Origin of the sequence: Priestia sp. TRN 1309 (assembly GCF_050846875.1) — a bacterium.
In the GTDB taxonomy this organism is placed as follows: Bacteria; Bacillota; Bacilli; order Bacillales; family Bacillaceae_H; genus Priestia; species Priestia zanthoxyli.
On sequence record NZ_JBOZGM010000004.1, the window covers coordinates 94,724 to 115,408 of the forward strand.

At 36.9% G+C, this 20,685-nt stretch carries 24 protein-coding genes; 8 read left to right on the forward strand and 16 right to left on the reverse strand.

What is annotated here, in order from left to right; all coding sequences use genetic code 11:
• Nucleotides 1–9: 9 nt before the first annotated feature.
• Nucleotides 10–1,947: an LTA synthase family protein gene (locus ACRPLQ_RS16705; RefSeq protein ID WP_013056729.1), complete on the reverse strand. Its 1,938-nt coding sequence runs from the start codon at nucleotides 1,945–1,947 to the stop codon at nucleotides 10–12.
• 669 nt (nucleotides 1,948–2,616) lie between these two features.
• Here ACRPLQ_RS16705 and ACRPLQ_RS16710 point away from each other — a divergent pair.
• On the forward strand, nucleotides 2,617–3,069 hold the full coding sequence (locus ACRPLQ_RS16710; protein WP_013056728.1) for a hypothetical protein: 453 nt from the start codon (nucleotides 2,617–2,619) through the stop codon (nucleotides 3,067–3,069).
• On the opposite strand, the gene ACRPLQ_RS16715 is transcribed toward ACRPLQ_RS16710, so the two are convergent.
• Together ACRPLQ_RS16715 and ACRPLQ_RS16720 are read right to left on the reverse strand one after the other, a co-directional pair.
• The gene (locus tag ACRPLQ_RS16715) at nucleotides 3,066–3,584 is read right to left on the reverse strand and encodes a glycosyl-4,4'-diaponeurosporenoate acyltransferase (RefSeq protein ID WP_228307693.1); all 519 of its coding nucleotides are present in this window, start codon (nucleotides 3,582–3,584) and stop codon (nucleotides 3,066–3,068) included. The two genes, ACRPLQ_RS16710 and ACRPLQ_RS16715, sit on opposite strands and share 4 nt — an antisense overlap.
• A complete protein-coding gene (locus ACRPLQ_RS16720) occupies nucleotides 3,527–4,630 on the reverse strand; it encodes a glycosyltransferase (protein ID WP_034269311.1) in 1,104 nt (367 codons plus the stop codon). The genes ACRPLQ_RS16715 and ACRPLQ_RS16720 overlap by 58 nt, the downstream gene beginning before the upstream one ends.
• A gap of 136 nt (nucleotides 4,631–4,766) precedes the next feature.
• On the opposite strand from ACRPLQ_RS16720, the gene ACRPLQ_RS16725 reads away from it, so the two are divergent.
• Nucleotides 4,767–6,278 carry a phytoene desaturase family protein gene (locus ACRPLQ_RS16725; protein WP_028413625.1) on the forward strand — a complete coding sequence of 504 codons (1,512 nt, stop codon included), beginning with the start codon at nucleotides 4,767–4,769 and terminating at the stop codon, nucleotides 6,276–6,278.
• Between the two features lie 31 nt (nucleotides 6,279–6,309).
• Here the strand turns inward: ACRPLQ_RS16725 and ACRPLQ_RS16730 are convergent, their stop codons facing one another.
• On the reverse strand, nucleotides 6,310–7,062 hold the full coding sequence (locus ACRPLQ_RS16730) for an SDR family NAD(P)-dependent oxidoreductase (RefSeq protein ID WP_028413626.1): 753 nt from the start codon (nucleotides 7,060–7,062) through the stop codon (nucleotides 6,310–6,312).
• A gap of 219 nt (nucleotides 7,063–7,281) precedes the next feature.
• Here ACRPLQ_RS16730 and ACRPLQ_RS16735 point away from each other — a divergent pair, with 219 nt between their 5' ends.
• A complete protein-coding gene (locus ACRPLQ_RS16735; protein ID WP_028413627.1) occupies nucleotides 7,282–8,655 on the forward strand; it encodes an MATE family efflux transporter in 1,374 nt (457 codons plus the stop codon).
• Nucleotides 8,656–8,741: 86 nt separating this feature from the next.
• Here the strand turns inward: ACRPLQ_RS16735 and ACRPLQ_RS16740 are convergent, their stop codons facing one another.
• Both ACRPLQ_RS16740 and ACRPLQ_RS16745 read right to left on the reverse strand, forming a co-directional pair.
• The gene (locus ACRPLQ_RS16740; RefSeq protein ID WP_025752053.1) at nucleotides 8,742–9,020 is read right to left on the reverse strand and encodes an AbrB/MazE/SpoVT family DNA-binding domain-containing protein; all 279 of its coding nucleotides are present in this window, start codon (nucleotides 9,018–9,020) and stop codon (nucleotides 8,742–8,744) included.
• Nucleotides 9,021–9,394: 374 nt separating this feature from the next.
• The gene (locus ACRPLQ_RS16745) at nucleotides 9,395–9,775 is read right to left on the reverse strand and encodes a helix-turn-helix transcriptional regulator (protein ID WP_013056721.1); all 381 of its coding nucleotides are present in this window, start codon (nucleotides 9,773–9,775) and stop codon (nucleotides 9,395–9,397) included.
• 229 nt (nucleotides 9,776–10,004) lie between these two features.
• On the opposite strand from ACRPLQ_RS16745, the gene ACRPLQ_RS16750 reads away from it, so the two are divergent.
• On the forward strand, nucleotides 10,005–10,439 hold the full coding sequence (locus ACRPLQ_RS16750) for an Hsp20/alpha crystallin family protein (RefSeq protein WP_013082862.1): 435 nt from the start codon (nucleotides 10,005–10,007) through the stop codon (nucleotides 10,437–10,439).
• A 42-nt stretch (nucleotides 10,440–10,481) separates the two neighbouring features.
• On the opposite strand, the gene ACRPLQ_RS16755 is transcribed toward ACRPLQ_RS16750, so the two are convergent.
• Both ACRPLQ_RS16755 and ACRPLQ_RS16760 read right to left on the reverse strand, forming a co-directional pair.
• On the reverse strand, nucleotides 10,482–11,243 hold the full coding sequence (locus ACRPLQ_RS16755) for an anti-sigma factor (RefSeq protein WP_028413628.1): 762 nt from the start codon (nucleotides 11,241–11,243) through the stop codon (nucleotides 10,482–10,484).
• Complete coding sequence (locus tag ACRPLQ_RS16760; protein WP_028413629.1) at nucleotides 11,240–11,806, reverse strand: RNA polymerase sigma factor; 567 nt, start codon at nucleotides 11,804–11,806, stop codon at nucleotides 11,240–11,242. The genes ACRPLQ_RS16755 and ACRPLQ_RS16760 overlap by 4 nt, the downstream gene beginning before the upstream one ends.
• 149 nt (nucleotides 11,807–11,955) lie before the next feature.
• Here ACRPLQ_RS16760 and ACRPLQ_RS16765 point away from each other — a divergent pair, with 149 nt between their 5' ends.
• A complete protein-coding gene (locus ACRPLQ_RS16765; protein WP_028413630.1) occupies nucleotides 11,956–12,354 on the forward strand; it encodes a thiol-disulfide oxidoreductase DCC family protein in 399 nt (132 codons plus the stop codon).
• A 159-nt stretch (nucleotides 12,355–12,513) separates the two neighbouring features.
• On the opposite strand, the gene proC is transcribed toward ACRPLQ_RS16765, so the two are convergent.
• The 4 genes from proC to ACRPLQ_RS16785 are packed head-to-tail and all read right to left on the reverse strand — an operon-like array spanning nucleotide 12,514 to nucleotide 15,288.
• On the reverse strand, nucleotides 12,514–13,317 hold the full coding sequence (gene proC / locus ACRPLQ_RS16770) for a pyrroline-5-carboxylate reductase (protein ID WP_028413631.1): 804 nt from the start codon (nucleotides 13,315–13,317) through the stop codon (nucleotides 12,514–12,516).
• Nucleotides 13,318–13,320: 3 nt separating this feature from the next.
• On the reverse strand, nucleotides 13,321–13,983 hold the full coding sequence (gene bshB2 / locus ACRPLQ_RS16775; RefSeq protein WP_013056715.1) for a bacillithiol biosynthesis deacetylase BshB2: 663 nt from the start codon (nucleotides 13,981–13,983) through the stop codon (nucleotides 13,321–13,323).
• Between the two features lie 23 nt (nucleotides 13,984–14,006).
• Entirely contained in the window at nucleotides 14,007–14,354 is a 348-nt protein-coding gene (locus tag ACRPLQ_RS16780) for a YojF family protein (RefSeq protein WP_013056714.1), read from the reverse strand.
• A 46-nt stretch (nucleotides 14,355–14,400) separates the two neighbouring features.
• Nucleotides 14,401–15,288 (reverse strand): 5'-3' exonuclease, encoded by an 888-nt coding sequence (locus tag ACRPLQ_RS16785; RefSeq protein WP_430078534.1) that lies wholly within the window; start codon nucleotides 15,286–15,288, stop codon nucleotides 14,401–14,403.
• Between the two features lie 243 nt (nucleotides 15,289–15,531).
• On the opposite strand from ACRPLQ_RS16785, the gene ACRPLQ_RS16790 reads away from it, so the two are divergent.
• Complete coding sequence (locus tag ACRPLQ_RS16790) at nucleotides 15,532–15,843, forward strand: hypothetical protein (RefSeq protein ID WP_016763842.1); 312 nt, start codon at nucleotides 15,532–15,534, stop codon at nucleotides 15,841–15,843.
• Nucleotides 15,844–15,893: 50 nt separating this feature from the next.
• On the opposite strand, the gene ACRPLQ_RS16795 is transcribed toward ACRPLQ_RS16790, so the two are convergent.
• Nucleotides 15,894–16,694, reverse strand: coding sequence for a GIY-YIG nuclease family protein (locus tag ACRPLQ_RS16795; RefSeq protein ID WP_154988945.1), 801 nt, complete (start codon nucleotides 16,692–16,694; stop codon nucleotides 15,894–15,896).
• Nucleotides 16,694–17,623, reverse strand: coding sequence for a 2-dehydropantoate 2-reductase (gene panE, locus ACRPLQ_RS16800; RefSeq protein WP_028413634.1), 930 nt, complete (start codon nucleotides 17,621–17,623; stop codon nucleotides 16,694–16,696). The genes ACRPLQ_RS16795 and panE overlap by 1 nt, the downstream gene beginning before the upstream one ends.
• A gap of 251 nt (nucleotides 17,624–17,874) precedes the next feature.
• On the opposite strand from panE, the gene ACRPLQ_RS16805 reads away from it, so the two are divergent.
• Nucleotides 17,875–18,795: a CobW family GTP-binding protein gene (locus ACRPLQ_RS16805; RefSeq protein WP_335706707.1), complete on the forward strand. Its 921-nt coding sequence runs from the start codon at nucleotides 17,875–17,877 to the stop codon at nucleotides 18,793–18,795.
• Nucleotides 18,796–18,827: 32 nt separating this feature from the next.
• Here the strand turns inward: ACRPLQ_RS16805 and ACRPLQ_RS16810 are convergent, their stop codons facing one another.
• Complete coding sequence (locus ACRPLQ_RS16810; protein ID WP_013056708.1) at nucleotides 18,828–18,986, reverse strand: hypothetical protein; 159 nt, start codon at nucleotides 18,984–18,986, stop codon at nucleotides 18,828–18,830.
• Nucleotides 18,987–19,280: 294 nt separating this feature from the next.
• Here ACRPLQ_RS16810 and ACRPLQ_RS16815 point away from each other — a divergent pair, with 294 nt between their 5' ends.
• Nucleotides 19,281–19,607: a MerR family transcriptional regulator gene (locus ACRPLQ_RS16815; RefSeq protein WP_013082852.1), complete on the forward strand. Its 327-nt coding sequence runs from the start codon at nucleotides 19,281–19,283 to the stop codon at nucleotides 19,605–19,607.
• 91 nt (nucleotides 19,608–19,698) lie between these two features.
• Here ACRPLQ_RS16815 and rarD read toward each other — a convergent pair whose 3' ends face one another.
• Entirely contained in the window at nucleotides 19,699–20,625 is a 927-nt protein-coding gene (rarD, locus tag ACRPLQ_RS16820) for an EamA family transporter RarD (protein WP_432236177.1), read from the reverse strand.
• Between the last annotated feature and the right edge of the window lie 60 nt (nucleotides 20,626–20,685).

The window sequence follows — 20,685 nt, forward strand, 5'->3', positions numbered from 1 at the left end:
GCCTGTTTTTTATTGATCTTCGCGCTTGTTGTAATCATACTTCGAACGTTCAATTGGTTTGAACCCTTCTGGTGTATGAAAGCGGAGTAAGTCTCCGTAAACAAGTTTATCTGATAGTTCTAGCTTTTTCTTAACTAGTTCATCATACTTATCATACTGTTTCGCTTCCTTATCTGAAAGCTGCTTGCCCGTTGCGTTGTCATACACTTTCTGATCAACTTTTGTTACCTTCGGTGTAACAAAATCACCGTTACGGAAAGGTACAACTTGCTGATGTTCTTTTGATAATAAGTCTGTACCAAAGTCAATATAGTCTTTTGTATCAAGACCTAATAAATGCATCACTGTTGGACGAACATCTACATCTCCACCATACGTATGATTTACGCCGCCTTTAAGGCCTGGTGAAGTAATAAATAATGGTACGCGCTGCAGTTGAGCTTGTTCAAAATCATTGATGTTTTTACCCATTACTTTGCCCATTGCACGCTTATGGTTTTCAGAAATACCATAGTGGTCACCGTACATCACAACCATCGTATTGTCTGCTAAACCAGAGGCCTGTAAGTCCTCAAAGAATTGCTTAATTGATTCATCTAAATAACGAGCCGTTTGGAAGTATTGGTCAACTGACTTATCTCCCGTATTATGAGGTCCAATCGTTTGGTCTTCCTTATCTAATGGATAAGGGAAGTGGTTTGATAACGTAATGAACTTCGCGCTAAATGGCTGCTTTAAGCCTTTTAGGTACGGCATTGATTCTTTAAAGAATGGTTTATCTTTTAAACCATAGTTCAGCGTATCTTCGTCTGACATATTGTAATAAGCTGAATCAAAGAATTTTTCTACACCCATTGATTTATACATCTCATCACGGTTCCAGAACGATTTTCCATTTCCGTGGAACACAGATGTTGTATAGCCTTGCTGATCTAGAATACCAGATAGCGACTGATAGGTGTTATTTGCTTTTGTTGTAAATACAGAACCCTGAGGTAAGCCGAATAATGAGTTCTCCATCATGAATTCAGCATCTGACGTTTTACCTTGCCCTGTTTGATGGAAGAAGTTATCGAAATACATTGTGTTCTGATCTTTTAATAGTGAATTTAAGAATGGCGTTACTTCTTCACCATTTAACTTATAACCAATCATAAATGACTGAAGTGATTCTAATGAAATATAGATAACGTTTTTGCCTTTTGCTTGACCGAAATATTCTTTGTTCGGCTCAGCATACGTTGCTTTTGCATAGTTCTCTACCTCAGCCACATCACTGCTATCTGCTAGCGCGCGCTGTGCTGAAGATTTCGAGCTCTGGATGATGTCATAGATCGTATAGTTATACGTTCCTAAATATTTTACTAAATAGTTGCGGTCAAATGTTCTCGTTAATAGTTGAGGACGATCCATTTCCGCTAGTGCAATGTTGGCACTTAAGAATAAAATCCCTGATAAAAATACACCTGTCACAGTACGTCGACTAATTGTTGCTGGTAAGTCAACTTTTTTCCATAGTACTAAAACTAAAAGAATAAAGAAATCTGTGAAGTATAAAATATCAGTTGGGCTGATTAAAGCCATGGCACTGCCGCCTAATTGACCAAAGTTGTTTGACTGAGTCAATACAGGAACAGTAATAAAATCATTAAAGAAGCGATAGTACACTACATTTGCGTACAGGATGAATGAAAGTAAAAAATTCATTCCAAGCAGTGCTCGTACTTTTCCGCGCCCTTTAAATAGTAATGCAATGGCAAAAAAGAAAATTGCCGAACCAATTGGGTTTATGAAAAGTAAGAACTTTTGCATAAAATTATCTAGCCCTAAGTTAAATTCGATACGATAAACGGTATACGTTTTAATCCAAAACAACAAAACTGCAATTAGAAATAACGGCAGCTGTTTCGAAAAAATATTTTTACCGTTTGTCATGAGCTGTTTCATATTCCCACCTCTGTCTCTATTGAAATTTAAGCTCACTTTTATTTTTATAGTAAATGTAAAAAGAAATCTCCCTTACAAAAAATGTAAGAGAGCTAATCTGTTCTTTCACATTTTAACTCTTTAAAAAAAATTGTCAACACCGCTACGTATAATTTTCACCAAACGTGAGAAAATAACTACTTTCTTATTCCCAGCTCTATCGGCTTTCAAACACAAATATATCCTGCGCTTTTTTCTTCTCACTATTTAATACGGACAGCTTCTCTTTAGGTTTCACTATTTTATATTTATTTTTTATTTTGTCCACTATACATATAAATTTAACACTTGCCTTAGTTTTCCTTCTGCTTTACAAGAGAATGCATAAAAGCACTTGTGAATATTTGTTATATCAATGCCTCTTATTTTCTTTTCTTTCTACAGTAAACCACATATTCTGAGTTATTTCTTTCTTTAAATATGAAAAAAATGTGTCAGTTTGCATCGAAAATTTTTATTTTTTTACCTTTTTGTTTATAATATAAATTATAAATATTATTTGAAATTTCAGATCTCTTTAATATTTGATCTAGAAAGTGCATTTTTTATATAAAATTGGAATGAGTACGGGCTACGTATACTTGTATACCTAGAAGTTTAAACGTCTTACATTTTTATAAAGGAGAAAAAATGAAAGAATGTATTGTTTTCATTACAAATATTATTAATGTATTGCACGATGGATTAATTTATATTTTTTATTTACTAGGATTTTCTCTTTCAGATAAAGAACTTCACTTCTGGATTATTGGCATTATTGGACTGCTCACGTTTTTAAGCGTTTATATGATCTTTAAATTATTGTCAAAATGGAAATTTAGTATTACAGCTATTTCTTTTATCTACACTCTTACCGTTATGCTTGTCTTAGTTTTTGCTATTGAAATTCAGCAAGGAATTACCACTCGAGGCAACATGGAATTTGATGATGCCATAGCAGGCTTATGGGGATTTTTAGTGTTTTTTAGTATTTATATCGCCTTTGCTTCTTTTTTTCTTTTATCCAAGAAATTATTGTCTTCAAATAAGGAGAAAAAGATAAAAACCGAGGCCCCTACTCGGAGCCAAAGGCACGTTAATTAATTTCGTTTGAGTTTTAAAACGACTTGATGAATCCGTATTCGATTATATCGTTGAACCAAAATAAACGGTACGTTTGCAATAATCGCATAAATAACCATCCAAACACCTATAGAAGGAGAGTTCCATATAAAAAAAAGAATAGAAGGAAGTATGCTGATCCAGTGAGTTAACTCTGCTCGATTTGTTTCCATTAAAAAAAGCTGTGCATATTCCTTCGTTCTACTCTCCCATTTCTTTTTATAAAACCCTCGTTTAAATAGCTTTCCTGCATCAGGAAGCCACGTTTTCCATCGGTGTACCCCGAATTTTTTATATATTCCAACTGTTTCCCAGCTGTGAACCTTAAACAGCGCAAGGTCTTTTTTTAAATAAAAGGCAGAAATTTTTGTGCACCTGTAGGCGATGAACATGTGAATCACAAACCATGCCATGATATTAATTAAGAGCTGAGCGCCTGTCATTTTATCACTTTCTTCTTTTTTTCTTCTTCTATAGATATGCTGCGTTCTTTCCATTTAACTTGCTTTCTCACCGCTGTTTGGATGAAAGACCATACGAATAGGCCAAGAAAAAACAGCACGTGAATAGGAAATAAGCACAAAGAAAAAAAAGTAAACGAACCTATTTTTCTTAAGCTATTAAATAAGAGACTGACATAGCAAACATAACTGCTAATTGCCAAGCCTGCATGTTGATTCCATAGAGTAGGTAAAAAAAGAACATAATTAATCATGCTAGTAAGCCATAAACTTACTAGAAATAAATAAATGGCTTCCGTTTTCCCCGCACCTGAAGCAAAGCTTTTACTCCACCCTCTTATCAGGCTTTTCATACCATCTGGATACATGCGCATGGAAAGAGCTCCTTGTCCACTCATACACGTAATAAATTCACCTTGTTTGCTCATTTTCTCAACCAGTGCCATATTTTCAACCACTTCTTTTTTTATCCCTTCGTGACCTCCGCTTTGAAAGTAGGAGGCTGCGCTGCAAAGCAAGCACTGCCCGAAACCGACGGAAGGACTTTTCCAATTTTTAAAGGGGTGAAAAGCGCCAATCGATGCAAACGTAACATAGTGAAATAAAGCAGAAAACATTTCATAAGGCCTCTTAACAAGATGATAAGGATGAACCGACAGCACCCCCCCTTGCTGTTGATAGTAGAAAAATACTTTTTCAATTCCGTCTTTCTCTACTGTAAGATCAGCATCTAAAAACAAAAGCACCGAGCCTTTTGCTTCTCTTGCTCCATTCCAGCATGCCCATGACTTTCCTAACCATCCAGCTGGAAGTGTCCCCGGGTGCACTACTTTCACGCCAAATGCTTTGGCTACCCGCTCAGTATGATCTGTTGAGTTGTCATCTACAACAATCACTTCAAAGTCAGCGTTCTGTAACTGGAGTGACTGCAATAAAAAGGTAAGGTTTTTTTCTTCATTTCTAGCTGGAATAATAATGGATAAACATGACATATCGTTTCTTACTATTTTTACACGTTTAAATGTAGGGATAGTGATGACAAGCGTACCTGTCAAGACAAGAGCAACCAGTAAAAAAGACATCTCTTTCTCCTTTCCTTCACGTATGAAAATTAGCGAACTGGACAAAATAAAAAGTTGTAGACCTATTTTTATTTTGCGTGAAGTCATTTTATACACATTGTTGACAACTCGCTTTTGTTTTATAAGGAGGAAAAAGATGAAAAAGAAAGTAATTGTTGTAGGCGCAGGTTTAGGTGGTCTGTCAGCTGCTATTCGTCTGTCAGCTGATGGATATGATGTAACAGTCGTTGAAAAAAGCGAGCGAATTGGCGGTAAGTTAAATATTCGCAGCGGCAAAGGGTTTTCTTTCGATACGGGACCTTCTATTTTAACAATGCCGTGGGTGCTAGAGCAGCTGTTTGACAGTGCAGGCCGCAATATCCACGACTACTTGACAATAGAACGAATTGAGCCTCAGTGGAGAACTTTTTTCCAAGATGGAACACAAATTGATTTGACCAGTGACCTTCCTCGCATGCTTCAGCAGCTTCAAGAACTTGCTCCAGAAGACATTGAAGGTTTTTTTGACTATTTATCTTATGCAAATAAAATGTACGAATCGAACTTAAAAAGTTTTTATAAAAAAAGTTTATCTGGACTGCACGATTTACGAACGATGCACACGGTAAAAGAACTGCTTCAAATGGATCCAATGAGATCTATGGATGCTACTACACGCAAATATTTTTCAAACAAACATTTGCGTCAATTGTTTAATTTTTTAATTATGTACATCGGCTCTTCTCCTTATCATGCACCGGCTGTATTAACACAGCTTGCTCACGTTCAGCTAGGATTAGGTATTTATTACGTAAAAGGCGGAATGTACAAAATTGCTGAAGCGATGGATAAGCTCCTTCAAGAACTTGGCGTCACTGTGCATCTAAATACGCCGGTAAAAGAAATCACAACAAGCGGAGCAAAGGCAACTGGAATTACACTAGAAAACGGTGAAAGCCTATCAGCAGATGTTGTGGTATCTAATCTAGAAGCCATTCCAACTTACCGCTATTTATTAAAAAATCATGCGCAAGCAGCTAAGCAAACTCAGCAGCTTGCAAAATTTGAACCTACTGTTTCTGGCCTTGTTCTTTTATTAGGGGTTAACAAACAGTACAAACAGCTTCAACATCATAATTTCTTCTTCTCAAAGGATCAGAAAGAAGAGTTTGATACAATCTTTAACAAAGGTCAAGTAGCCATGGATCCGACAATTTACATTGGCGTATCGTCTAAATCAGACCCTACGCAAGCTCCTGAAGGAAAAGAAAACCTGTTCGTTCTTACTCATGTACCTCCTTTAAAAGAAGGCGACGACTGGGCTGCATTAAAAGACCGCTACCGTGATGTCGTACTAAAAAAGCTTGAGGCAATGGGATTAGAAGACTTACGTTCCAGCATTGAGTTTGAATATACGTTTACTCCTAACGATATCCAAGAGCTTTACGGCGCTAACGGTGGGTCCATTTATGGCGTAGCAACTGACCGTAAGAAAAATGGAGGGTTTAAAATTCCGGCAAGAAGTCAGCTTCTTTCTAACCTTTATTTTGTAGGAGGCTCTACACACCCTGGAGGCGGCGTGCCGATGGTGACATTATCAGGTCAGCTTACAGCGGACGCGATTAATGAAGATTTTCAAATTCCTCGTATGCAAAAAGATATTGGATAATGAAAAAGTGCAGGAAATTCCTGCACTTTTTTTAAAAGTTCATTTTTGACTGTCCACCGTCTACGTTTAATGTCGCACCTACTATCCATGAAGCTTGAGAAGATGCTAAAAAAACAACGGCGTTTGCCACTTCTTCTGGCTCTCCAAAGCGCCCTGCGGGTATTTCATTTTCAACAAACTGCTTAATCTTTTCCGGATTTTCATCCATTCTTTTTTTCCAATTACCCGTTTCATGCAAGATGCTTCCAGGCGCTACTCCATTTACACGAATTCCTTTAGAAATCATTTCATCTGCAAACGACTTTGTAAAGCTGATAAGCGCTGCTTTTGCGTTATTGTACGTGACTTTCCCTCCACTTTCTCTCCCAAAAATAGACGTAACATTAACGATTGCCGCATCTTTTGTCATACGAGCTGCTGCTAGCTTGCTCAAGTGGACAGCTGAAAAGTAGTTTAGCTCCATTGCTTCCTGAAAAAGAGATAAATCTGTTTCCATTGCCGTGCTTCCATTACTTCCTCCAGCGTTATTAATTAAAATATCAATACTCCCAAAGTCGTTAATGAATTTCTTAATTAACGCAACTCTATCCGCTTCGTTTGTTAGATCTGCTGTATATGTACGTACGTTTTCTAATTCTGACTGTGCATGCTGTAATGCTTCCTCTCCTCTTGCAGCAATTCCAACGTTTGCTCCTTCTTGAATAAACAAAGCAGCTATAGCTTTCCCAATCCCTTTTGATCCACCGGTAATGAGTACATTTTTACTTTGCAACTGTAAATCCACACGTATCCCTCCACGTTAAATGATAACTACTATACTTTCTATCATATCCCACCGCGTCTCAAAATTAAAATCATATACTACTTTACCTTTTACTTCCTTTCAAAGTGTGTTCTTTATGGATACATTCTTTGAATTTATTGTCAGAACTCTTAGCAAAAACAAGCCTTTGCGTGATATAATGCTTTTTGGTGTAAATGTTTTCAAATTGGGGGTTTTTTAATGCAACAAACGTTTTCAACGTCTCAAAAAGTTAAGCAGTTCGTTTTTATTTTATTTCCGATATTGGTCACCCAGTTTGGAATGTTTTCAATGACTTTCTTTGATACGATGATGTCAGGAAGAGTTAGTGCAGATGACTTGGCAGGGGTAGCAATTGGTTCGAGCTTATGGGTGCCTGTTTTTACAGGGCTAAGCGGAATTTTAATGTCTATTACACCAATTGTTGCACAGCTGGTGGGAGCTAATCAAAAGAAAAAAGTTCCGTTCTCTGTCATTCAAGGGCTTTATGTCTCCATTTTAATGGCCGCTGTTATCATTTTAATCGGCTTTTTTGTTGTTAGTCCTATCTTAAAAGGAATGAATTTAGAAGCAAACGTGATGCGCATTGCCAAACAGTATTTAATCGCTTTATCTTTTGGTATTATTCCGCTTTTTATTTATACGGTTTTACGAAACTTTATTGATGCTTTAGGGCAAACTCGTACGTCTATGCTGGTCACCATTTTAGGGCTTCCGATTAATGTGGCTTTAAACTATGTATTAATCTTCGGTAAGCTGGGCTTCCCTCACTTGGGTGGCGTAGGCTCTGGTTATGCAACGGCCATCACATATTGGTGCATACTTGTCATATCGATTTTAATTATTCATAAAAAAGAGCCTTTTTCTAGCTTCGGTTTATTTAAAAAATTTCACCGTATCTCATTTTCTGCCTGGAAAGAAATATTAAAAATTGGTTTACCTATCGGTTTTTCCGTATTTTTCGAAACAAGTATTTTTTCAGCTGTCACGCTGTTTATGAGCTCATATAATACCATTACAATCGCTTCTCACCAAGCAGCTATTAATTTTGCCTCATTTCTCTATATGATTCCACTGAGTATTTCGATGGCTTTAACAATCGTTGTAGGATTTGAAGCGGGTGCTAAACGGAATCAAGATGCACGAAGCTATAGCAGAATTGGTATAACAATTGCTGTTGGCATGGCTTTTGTTTGCGCAGGTCTTTTATTTACTCTTCGAGAATCCGTAGCATCTTTATATACAAAAGATGCAGAGGTACTGGCATTAACTTCTCACTTTTTGATTTATGCAATTTTCTTTCAGCTTTCTGATGCTCTTCAAGCTCCTATTCAAGGTGCGCTGCGAGGATATAAGGACGTAAATGTAACCTTTTTAATGTCCTTGGTATCTTATTGGGTAATTGGTCTACCTTTAGGCATTGTGTTAGCAAAATACACCGATTTGCAGGCGTTTGGCTATTGGGTTGGACTAATTGCTGGGCTCGCTGCAGGAGCAACAGGACTTGCGTATCGTTTGATAAAAATACAAAAAAAGCAGCTGCTAGAGGAGGATAAATCTTCTCGAACGGCTTAAACCAAAAAAGAACGTTCTCAAAAGAACGTTCTTTTTTGGTTTAAAGATGGATGGATATTCTTCCTTATACTAAGACCTAAAACTTCTTATTTATTTAAGGTACGCTCTAACTCTTGTAAAAGCTGTTCCGCACCTTTTTTACTTAACACAACGTTTCCATTACCAAAGGTTAAGTTTTCACGCGTAATTTCCCCAGTTACTAAGCAAGCACCATACGGGCTATACTTTTGTAAAATAATGATATCTTCATCAACATATATTTCTACTGGATCACCTGTGTTGATATTTAAAATACGGCGCAATTCAATAGGAATTACTACGCGACCCAATTCATCTACTTTTCTTACAATTCCTGTAGACTTCATAAAATCCATTCCTTTCATAGTAAACAAATAATATCTTCTCGATACAAATCTAGTCAAATTCGTCAGAGTTGCTAAAACCAAAATGCTTGAATGATGGTCTGATAACGGTTTATAAGTTCTTAAAATATGGCAAATAACGTATTAAATAGATTTATATACACTTTGTATCATATCAATTCGTACACTATTTATGAATAGTGCATAATCTTTAAAATCGAATTCATCCATATATGTTAAAAGTGTGTATTTTATCCATAATATAACTATATATCCATCTTTTACACTACTTTGTACCCATTTTATAACTTTTATTCCGACATAAGACGACAAAATCAGCTATAGAAAAAACGTGTCTTTTCTAACTAAAGACACGTTCATTTGGACCCGAAGTTGTCACGAATAGCTTTTTGAATCATAGCTTCACACCGCTCCAGCTCTACTTTTAATTGTTTTTTATATAATTTAGCTTTCTCTTCTCCCTCATTTGTAAATGTATAATAAACCACTTCTTGAAGCTTCATTCCTTCTTTTTTACGCTTCACCTGTTTGAGGACACCGTCTTCAATCAAGTCATGAAGAGCTTTGTATACCTCAGAATGATTAGGTTTGAATCCAAAAGGTCGAAATTCATCTCTCAACACATCTAATAACCGAAGGCCATACAGACGCTCTTGCTCCGTCATTGTAATCATATATAATTTTAAGAAAGCACGTTGTTTTAATAGAAAACCACTGGATGTACGCTTTTCTCTCATCTCAACTTCCCCCTTCACATACTTGCTTTCATTTAGAATAATAGAAAGCTCTATACGTAATTATACTTTTTTTATTCTACATAATCCTTCTTTTTCACTCAAAATCTCTTTTTTTCCTCACATTTTTTCACTTATTTACGCATTTTTCTCATTCTTTGTAAGCAGGCATTGAATTTTCTTTTTTTCATATATATAGAAGGAATTTACGTGAATATAAGGAGGGGTTCCTTTGAGTAAAAAATATGAAGAGATTGATTGGGGTTCAATTCAGCATAAGGTAGAAGATATGCTTGGAAATCACTTTTGGAGCGATTTAAATCACATCTTGCCAAAGCGATTTCCAAACGTCGATTTATATGAAACCGATAAAGAAGGCATTATCGTCGTTGAAGTTCCTGGACTACATTCCACTAACGACATTCAAATTAAGTTGGACGCAAATATATTAACAGTTGAAGGGAACGTTCCTTATGCTTATGAAGCATCTAAACAAAAGCTAAAGCTGAACGAACGCCATACAGGCGTATTTTCTCGCACGGTCAAACTTCCTTTTCACTACACGGACGAACCAGTTCGCGCTAAGTACAAAAATGGTTTATTGGAAATTCGACTGAATAAGATAGAAAATGATCAAACCATTGCTATACAGTTTGAAGATGATTAACTGCACGTAACAAAAACCCTTCTGCTAGCAGAAGGGTTTTTGTTAGAGCGCTGAACTTAACACAACGTTTCCTTTTGGCGTCTTATTATTCGCGTTCGGTTCTAAAGTAATGGCCATAACATCCCACTTTTCACTCTGTTCTTTTTGGCTCATCGTATAGACCACTGTCCCATTTCCATTTTTATCTGTTACAAAAGCACCTGCCGGGTGAGGCTTATCACCTTTTATGAGCCATACCTGATAGACTTCATTCCCTTTTACATTTTTCAAGTTATTCGCTTGAATGACCACATTTAAATTTCCACCTTTTTTCGTCAGAGATGCTGTTGCTTCACCAGAAACATTCGGCTCTGCCTGCAGCTTCATCGTTTTCTCAGATGTAAGAGGTTCATTTTGAGGAGCAACCGAAACATTTGGTTCTTGTTTGCCTTTGTCTCCATCTTTCAACAGAAAGTAGCTGTTTCCTACAAGGGATAAAATAAGTGCCGCAGCTAATCCAATAATGACGGATTTTTTATTTGATTTCTTAGACGCAGCATATTGTTTTTCATTTTTTAAAGCTATTGATTCTCTCTTTGTCTCACCTTGATCTTCTTCGAATACATTTGCAAGTATTCGCTGTTTCATTTCTGGAGGAGGAGATTGCTCTGGTGTCAAATACGTTAGATCTCCAAGAACTTCCTCCAGTTCTTTTAGTTCATCCTGACAGCTTTGACAGTTTTTTAAGTGCATTTCAAACTCTTTTTTCTCATGGGAAGTCAACTGATCATTATAGTAATCAATTAGTTTATCGCACATACTCATGAATCAGCTCTCCCTTCTGCATCGGTACCTAAATATGTTTTTAATTTCCGCAACGCTAATCGCACCCTACCCTTTACTGTTCCTAATGGGATTTGCTGCTCTTCTGCTACTTTTTGCTGCGTTAATCCCTTAAAATAAACGGATTGAATAATCTTTTTTTGGTCTTCAGACAATTTTGATACAGCGTGCCGTACTCTCTGCTGTTCTTCTTTCCACTGAAGATGCTCGTCAATCTGAGGATGATCATCTTCAATAAAATCAAAAATTTCTTCTGAGAAAATAGGATCGTTTTTTCTTTTTCTCACCATATCAATCGCGGTGTTTCTTGTAATCGTAAACAGCCATGATGAAAACTTCCCTTTTTCATCGCTGTAAACTCCCTTTCCTCTCCACAGCTTAATAAATACTTCTTGAACAGCTTCTTCAGCAATATCAGAGCTATTTGTTAACCGGTATACAAACGAATAAAGAATTCGCTCGTACTTGTCATACAGCAGTTCAAGGGCTTTTTTGTCTTGTTCTTTTATTCTATTGTATAAGACAACGTCGTTTTGCTCTTTCATACCCTTCTCCTTTAACTCTTATGAGTCCTTATTATATAATCGAATTACCTTTGCATTTGGATCACTTTCACATCTTTTAAACGTACCTTTATTTTTCAAAAATGACAAGTAATTATACTTTTTTTATGGAATAGGAGCGAAATTGTCCAATGAAACATTTGATTCTTTTTGATGGCATATGTAATTTATGTAACAGCAGTGTTCAATTTATTATTAAACATGATGAACAAGCTTTGTTTTCTTTCGCCTCTCTTCAATCAGATTTCGGAAAGCAGCAGCTCGCCTCTCACGGCTTACTTCCTGAGCAATTAGACAGCATTGTATATATCCATGGAAAACAAAGATATATAAAATCAACGGCTGCTTTAAAAATCGCCAAGCGCTTAGATGGACCCGTTAAATTTTTATATGCACTTATTATCATTCCTGCGCCTATTCGAGATATCGTATACAACTGGATCGCTCGCAACCGATATAAGTGGTTTGGCAAACAGCAGCACTGCATGCTCCCAACTTCTGATACAAAAAAGCGATTTGTCGATGACTAAAAAAGCTCGGCACATAGAGAAAAAACGATTCCAAAGAGGCATATTTTTATGTTAAGAAAGTCTATTCATAAAAAAATCCGAACTGATTCAACATTCTAATGAAAGAATGCTGAACTATAGTTCGGATTTTTTATCTAACATATGGTTGTATGAGCTTTTTTAGCTTCCACCCATTGCTTTTTTATTCGTTGCTTCAATTGCCTGCTTCATTGTTAAGAAAAAGTCTTGTTCTTTCATCACTTTTAATCCTTCGGCAGTAGCGCCGCCTGGAGTTGTTACTTGCTCTCTTAAAGACGCAGGATCTTTGGTTTCATGCAGCATTTGTACAGAGCCATACATCATTTGAATAACTAAATCTTTGGCTGTTTTTTCGTCCACACCGTAAGCAGTCGTTGCATCAATTAACGATTCTGCAAAATAATATAAAAACGCAGGTGCACTGCCAGTTACAGCCGTTAGCTCATGTACTTCTTTTTCTGAACACTCATGCGCTTCACCAATTCCTTTTAAAATCATTTGAAGCACTTCTTTATGCTCTTTTGTTGCAGAAGTTCCAAGTGTATACAGGGACATCGATTGCCCAATCATAGCAGCTGTATTTGGCATAATCCAAGCGACAGGCGTTTCCTGAGGAAGGTGGTTTTCTAAATAACTCGGACCAATTCCTGCAGCTAACGTTACAACAAATTGCTGATTTAAATGAGTCGAAAGTTCCTTGAGAACGGAAGGATGCGCCTCGGGAGGCATCGCTAAAATAATAACGTCCGAATTGTCAACTTCCTGGCGCCAATTTTGCGTCGTTTGTACGCCGTACGTTTTTTCAACTCGCTGTAACCGACCGATATCTCCGTTGTTTGACATAACCACTGCCTCAATACTATCAGCGCTGCTCGTAACCAAGCCAGCCGCTACGGCTTCAGCCATTCGTCCTGCTCCAATAAATAAAATTCGCTGTTTTTTCATCTGTTACTCCCAGTTATATGTCCAGAATTCTTCTCTTGTTAATAGACGTTCCATTTGCGGATAGTCAGATAAGCGATCGAAGTCAATTGCGTTCATCATTCCTTCTGTTTGAGAACGATGGGCTTTTAACGCTTCAATTTTTTTATCTTTCATCGCTGTTACATCAAAAATAACATCTGGTTCTCCAATATGTTCAATACGATCTTTTGAAAACGCATGACACCAAACAACCGGACGCTTTTCTTTTGGCATACGTTTTACCGCTTGGATCGTAGCTGCTCCCGTGGCATTGTGATCAGGGTGTACTGCAAAGCCAGGGTAATGCGTTAAAATGTGAGTCGGCTTTACATCGTTAATAATTTCTTCAATTTTATCTGCAAAAACATCAATATCAAGAAATTCTAGCGTTTTATCACGAAGCCCTAGCATACGCAAGTCTTGAATGTCTAAAACGTTTGCTAAATCTAAAAGTTCTTTTTTTCGGATTTGAGGTAGAGTTTCACGGTTAGCAAACAGCGGTCTACCCATGTTTCGTCCCATTTCACCTAGCGTAACACAAGCATATGTAACGGGCGTTCCTTTTTGTCTAGCTTGCGTGATCATTCCTGCTGCTCCATATGCTTCATCGTCAGGATGCGGAAATACAATTAATAATCTTTCTTCCATGTTCTATTCTCCTCTCTTTTCTGTTATGAAAACGGATGTTCACTTAATTGAAGGGCAACTGCTAAACGACCTTCAAAGTCATGCCCTGCTAAAAGAAGTCTGCCTTCTTCATCAATTTCCCAATCTGTTAATCCCTCTGCATAAATCCACCCTAAATCAATTTGAAGACCTACACGATAAGGACCTTCTCCAGTTATCTTTCCGTTTGAAATAGTGACTTTACCATTGCGAATAAAAGCCCCAACTGTCATTACTTTTTCATTTACGTGTGAAGCATATGCACCGTTTGTCGTTTCAAGGTGTACATATACGTCTTTATTTAAAAATGTTTGTATTTTTTTTTGAACTGTTTCTTTATGAATTGGTTGCACGCTTGTTACTCCTTTCTCATGTTCATAAATTGTATTGTACTAAAAATCAGGAGCGAATCCTAATGTTTAGTTCTAGACTTTGAATTCCTTTATTCCATCGTTCATAATCATACATAAATGTTAATTCTTCCCAATTCAACATACTGATTTCTTGAATGTCTATAATAATCTCAGCGAGTTCACGGCTAAGCATACCTAGTTCTTTTCCTTCTGCTAGCTTTTTTTTGTAACGATTAAAAGCTGGATCTAATTGTTCAATTTGTGCATAAATTTCATGGATAGAGCCATATTGTTGAATAAGAGGCAGTGCGGCTTTTTCTCCTACACCTGGAACGCCCGGAATATTATCAGATTTGTCACCAAGCAATGCTTTTACGTCCACCCATTGACGAGGATGAATATTATATTCTTCTTGAAAGTGCTTAAAGCCATAAACAAGATCGCCAACCTGCTTTTTAGCAATAATTTGCGAAATATGTTGATCTAGGAGCTGAAGCAAGTCTCGGTCGTTGCTATAGATGTACCCTGGACTTTGCTTTTCCTTACTCCACTTGCTTGCAAGTGCTCCAATTAAATCATCTGCTTCATAAGAAGACAATGACATTTGATAAATGCCTACTGTATCAAAAAATTGCTTTAACGTTTCGTACTGCTGAATCAGCGGATCAGGCAGCTCTGCTCTTGTTTGCTTATATAAAGCGTATGTATCTTTACGTTTTGTATCCTCGCGTTTAACATCCCAAGCGACGAAAATATGGCTTGGCTCATATTGGTGAATCAATGCATGCATTTTTTGAATCGTTACTCTCAGGGCATTCGTAAATTGGCCCTTACTGTTTCTTGTCAACGCTGCTTCATCTCTTCCATAAGAAGTAGCAAAATAACAGCGGCTTAATAAATTAAATCCATCAATTACTAATAGTGTTTCGTTCACATAGTCACGTCCTTTGAAAACTTTGCTCCTTTAGCTTTTAGAGCAAACATACTATAGCACTTGTTCTTTGCACGCGTCAATGAAGTACACAAAGCTCAAAACCCGCCCATTTTTTTCTCTCAATGTAAATGTAGTATAAAGATGTTAAATTGTTGTTATGATTTATTCGTTTGACTTTTAGAACTTTTGACTATCCTATAAAATGAGGATGAAAGATCAATCCTACAAATGAAGGTGAAAAAAGTGAATAAAAACACGATGATTAAAACATTAAAAGTTATATCTGTTGTGTCGCTTCTCGCTTTGTTATTTATCATTGCTTATGATCGTTCCATGTCTACATCCATGATTATTTTGTTCAGTTCGCTCATTTTCTTTGTATTTGTACTTAGCGACTTTTTTTTCGATCGCAAGCCGTGGGGATTAAAAGGCCTTCAATTATATATATCACTGATGTTATTCATCATTGCCATTTTTGAAATGCATCAAGTTGTCAGTTCACTTTGCGTTATTTCCATTATGGCTCTACCAAAAGTTATTGACGAATTAGCTTAAGCGCGAATGATAAATGATAAAATCCATGATCACAATGATCATGGATTTTATTACGTTTTGAGTAATTTTTCAGAGATGCGAAGAGCTTCTTCTATGCCAAATTTACGCACTAAACTGATGGCTTCCTTTATTTCTCTCTTTTTCAAATCATGAGTCGGATTTAAATTTAACAACACTTGAATAACAACTAAATCCCGCATCGTAAACATCATATTCTTTTTCATATCTCGCTGAAATGTATACTGTTCTTTTAAGAGCCGGTCACTTATTGCTAACACTTTCGACTCCGGAAGATGTAGCTGCGCTCCTGCTTCTTGACAAGACCACAATTTTTTCACTCGATCTTCAGCATTCATATTTGCGACTCGTGCATATGTAATATCGCTGTTTTCTTGGCGAATCTCTATCTCTTTTAACGTTGGCTTTAGCACCGTTTTTCGCTTAGAGACTTTTTTCTTGTCAACTCCTGTATCCCTGAGGACTCTGCCGTGAACGGTATAAATGTCGTATTCATTTTCTCTTTTTACATCTTGTTTATTGTATTTTGGAAAATAACCATTCACAAGCATCGTTCTCAACATATCTAATTCTTTTTTTAATCCATGAACTTCAATATATCCAACCGCATGAATTTCTTTGTGGAATTTTTTTGTATTGCTAACACCTTTTCCTGCAACGTGAGCTCTTACTCTTTCTGATAGAGAGCCCGTCGTGGTTCCGATATACAAAAGCCGGCCGGGTTCATCAAAGAAAAAATAAATGCCGGGAGCGGAAGGCAATTGTCCCATTTCTGCTGTACTTAGCAGCTTTTGCAATACTTGCATGACTGCTAAATCAATTTTTGCTGTCATTATTTTTGATAACCTTTTAACATTTCTTCATATACTTTTAGATGCGTATGTACAGTTTGAAGAAGCGGTACGTGTATAGACGATTTTTCAGCTAACTTCAGCAAATATCCTTGAAGGTGGTCTCCTTCAATTTGAGAGCTTTTTTCCATGTCGCGCTGCATCGATGACTTCATGTCATACGTCATTTTGTCCATCGTATTCATATGCTGTTCAATGATTCCTTCGGCTAATGGTGCATCGTAGGCCATCATAATATTTTCCACTTCTTTAAAAAGTTCTTGCACAAATTGACGCCCGCCTTTTGCTGCTAAAACTGGTCCAACAGGTGCGCGCATAAGAGTAGTCATGCCTGACATAACCGTAATAAACAAATACTTATGCCACATATCCTGTTCAATATATGAACTTTTCACAAACGAAGCTTTTGTACCACTGAACGCTTGCTCAATCAGTTGTAATCGTTCTGTGTCCTTCTGCTTAAATTCACCAAATACAAGTCTGTGAGCAGGACTCGTCTGGACGACCTCTCCATCTTGGTTTAAAGTAGTTTCAATAAAGCACAGCCCTCCAATGACTTTCTCTTCCCCAAAAGCTTCCTGCAATGGAGCGACATGAGCCATACCGTTTAACAAAGGTATTACAACGGTCTGATTCCCTACAAAAGGACGGACATCTTCAATTGCTTGTGTAAGATGATAAGCCTTCGTTGTGAACAAAATAACATCATAAGGTCCTTTTACCTCAGATTTTGTAATAGCTTGTACAGGTGAAGTGAAGTCACCGTGTGCACTTTTAATCACAAGTCCGTTTTGTTCCAGCTCTTTTTTTCTGCGTTCTCTGACAAGGAAAGTAACATCTTCTCCTTTTTCCACAAGCCTGCCTCCAAAATAACCGCCAACGCCGCCTGCGCCTAAAACTAATATTCGCATAACTTTTGCTCCCCTTTTCTTTTTCTTTTATTGTAGCACAGCTAGTTTGAAATTTTATAATATTCTTATTTCATTGTATTTTGAGTTTTCTACAAAAGATAGCCATAGCGCTTTTAAAGTTGTTATAATGAATACAAAAAAGCATAAAAATTTACGTTTAGACATTTATCCCCTCTTGGATATACGATTTACCAACCCGTAATCGGAAAAATTCCGATTTAAATAATGTTATTTACATAGGAGAGACTGAAATGAAAACAGAAATCTACATTTTATCTGGATTTTTAGGCAGCGGAAAAACAACGTTGCTTAAACAGCTGCTTCAGCAAGAAAAAGATCGTAATCGCAATATTGCTGTTGTGATGAATGAGCTTGGCCAAGTTTCGATTGACTCAAATGAAGTAGAAGAAGACACGCCCTTAAAAGAATTGCTAAATGGCTGCGTGTGCTGTACGATTCAAGGTCAATTTGAAACGCAGCTTCATTCACTTTTACAGGAGAACACATTGGATGCTATCTATATAGAAACAACGGGAGTTGCCCATCCCATTGAAGTATTAGATGCTTGTATGTCTCCTCTTTTTGCGCATCAAGTTACGATTAAAAGTATTATCACCACACTGGATGCGACAAGATGGAAAGAACGTGGTTCCTTAAGCATTCAACTTCAAAAACTTCTTCAAGAACAAGTAAAACATGGGGATGTAATTTTATTAAATAAAACGGACATGCTGTCTGAGTCAGAAAAGTCTTCCCTGCTTTTTGAGATTCAATCCATTAACGCTAGTGCAAGGACATTATTAACGACATTTTCCCGCGTGAAGCTTGATGTGATTCAAAAAGCTCAGCTGTCTCAAAAACAGCCGCACCTTAAGGCTCATGTTGAAGATCATCTTCATTTGAAAACATTTGTATATGAGTTTACAAAAAAAGTGGATCTTGAATTATTTGAAAATTGGCTTCGCCAAATGCCAGATACCATTTATCGCATTAAAGGCTACATGCGCTTCACTCATTCGAATGATACGTATTCGTTTCAATATTCATACGGCATGCCTCTATATATGAAAGAAATGATGAAGCTGCCCACCACTCTTGTCTTTATAGGTGAAAACCTCGATCACGCTAAGATGAAACAAGAATTATTTAATCTTGAACAGCAATCTCATTAAAAATCCCGCTCTAGGCGGGATTTTTTTATTACTTATAAACAGGCATTTTGTACTCTGCGCAAAATTTCATATGCACGATTTCCGGCTAACTCTGTCAATTCTTCAAATTTTTCATCTCTTTTCAAATCGAGTTCAATAATTTCTTTTGCCAGCTCAATAATCTCTTCTTTTTTCAATTGTTGCACAGCCATGTAAAACGCCCTTCCCTTTTAGAATTTATGTATATTCTCACATTTATTTTCTATTCATCATTTTGAAAGCAAGTGATTAACCACAAGGCTTTATCCTGTATGGTTAACCACTTGGGATCGAGTTAATCATTAGTTTATAGGACTCTTTTCCCTATTTCATTATTTATGTCACTTTTTCTCACATAGTAATTCAAAAATATAACATATATATGTTAGAATGTATTACATGTTATAATTTTTTGTATTTTTTTCCTTTATAATAACATACTACTACGTACTCAGGGGTGAGGGAGATTGTCTACGAATGAAGCGTCATATCGAGATAAAAAAGTCATGTCTATTGGGATTGTAAAAGAATTAACCGGTTTATCAGAAAGACAAATTCGCTACTATGAGAAAAGAAGCCTGCTCTTTCCGGACCGAACCAATACGGGTATCCGGAAATATTCGTTTTCAGACGTCGAACGATTAATGGATATTGCCGATCGTATAGAAGAAGGAGTTCAAACGAGTGAAATACGCACAGAACTGGCTAAAAAAGATGAAGCGAGAAAAATGAAAGAAGTAAAAAACCAAATGCTTCAAGGTCAGTTGAACGCTCATTTCAAGCGGAAGCTATAAAGTATACATACGGTGACTTTTCCGTCTCCGTTTTTATTTCTTTACAGCAGACAAAAAAGCGCATATCTAAAGATATCCGCTTTTTTGTCCGTTAAGCTGAACGCCCTTTAAAGAATTTCGGCTGATGAGAGCTCATGAACTTAGTTTTAGATAAAATGAACATAACCGACCCGCCCCAAATGAACAAAAAGGCAATCATTTCCACGCTAGAAAACGGTTCGTGATACACGAATACCCCTAATAAAAGCGTCATGGTAGGAGCAATGTACTGCAAAAAACCGACCATCGATAGCGGAATAAACGGGGCTCCTTTAGCGAAATACAATAGTGGCATAGCTGTAGCAACACCGCCTCCAATTAAAAGAGCACTCACATCAAGCGACTGAAGGGAAAAACTTGAAGATCCTTTCACTAAAAGAAAAATAAAATAAATAACTGCAATAGGTGCAACCATCATCGTTTCAATCGTTAATCCTACTTTTGCTTCTAACTGAATAGTCTTTTTTACAAGACCGTACAAACCAAAGCTAAACGCTAAGCTTAATGATACCCATGGGATATGTCCGTATGTAACTGTCATAACGATAACACCTATAGCAGCCAATCCAACAGAAGCACCTTGCCAAAAATTAAGCTTCTCTTTTAAAACGACTATGCCAAGCAAAATACTAACGAGCGGATTGATGTAGTAACCTAAACTTGTTTCAATAATATGATTATGGTTAACCGCCCAAATGTAAACGAACCAGTTGATGCTGATCAGCACTGAAGCCACAAATAAAATGACCGCTTGTTTCGTATTACGAAATAATAAACCAAGCGTCTTCTTTAAAGAACTCATTTGCTTTGTCACAAGCAAAAGTAAAAGCATAAAAACAAATGACCATATAACGCGGTGAGCTAGTATTTCATTCGCATTCACCTCGCCAAGAAGCTTCCAGTAAAGCGGAAAAAGCCCCCACATAACGTAAGCGCTGGCTGTATAAACAATACCTGCTCGTTTAGAATCTTGATTCATCTCTCAACCTCTTTTCTTTATCTCTCTGTCTCTTATCATTATAGATGCATTTACCTCTTT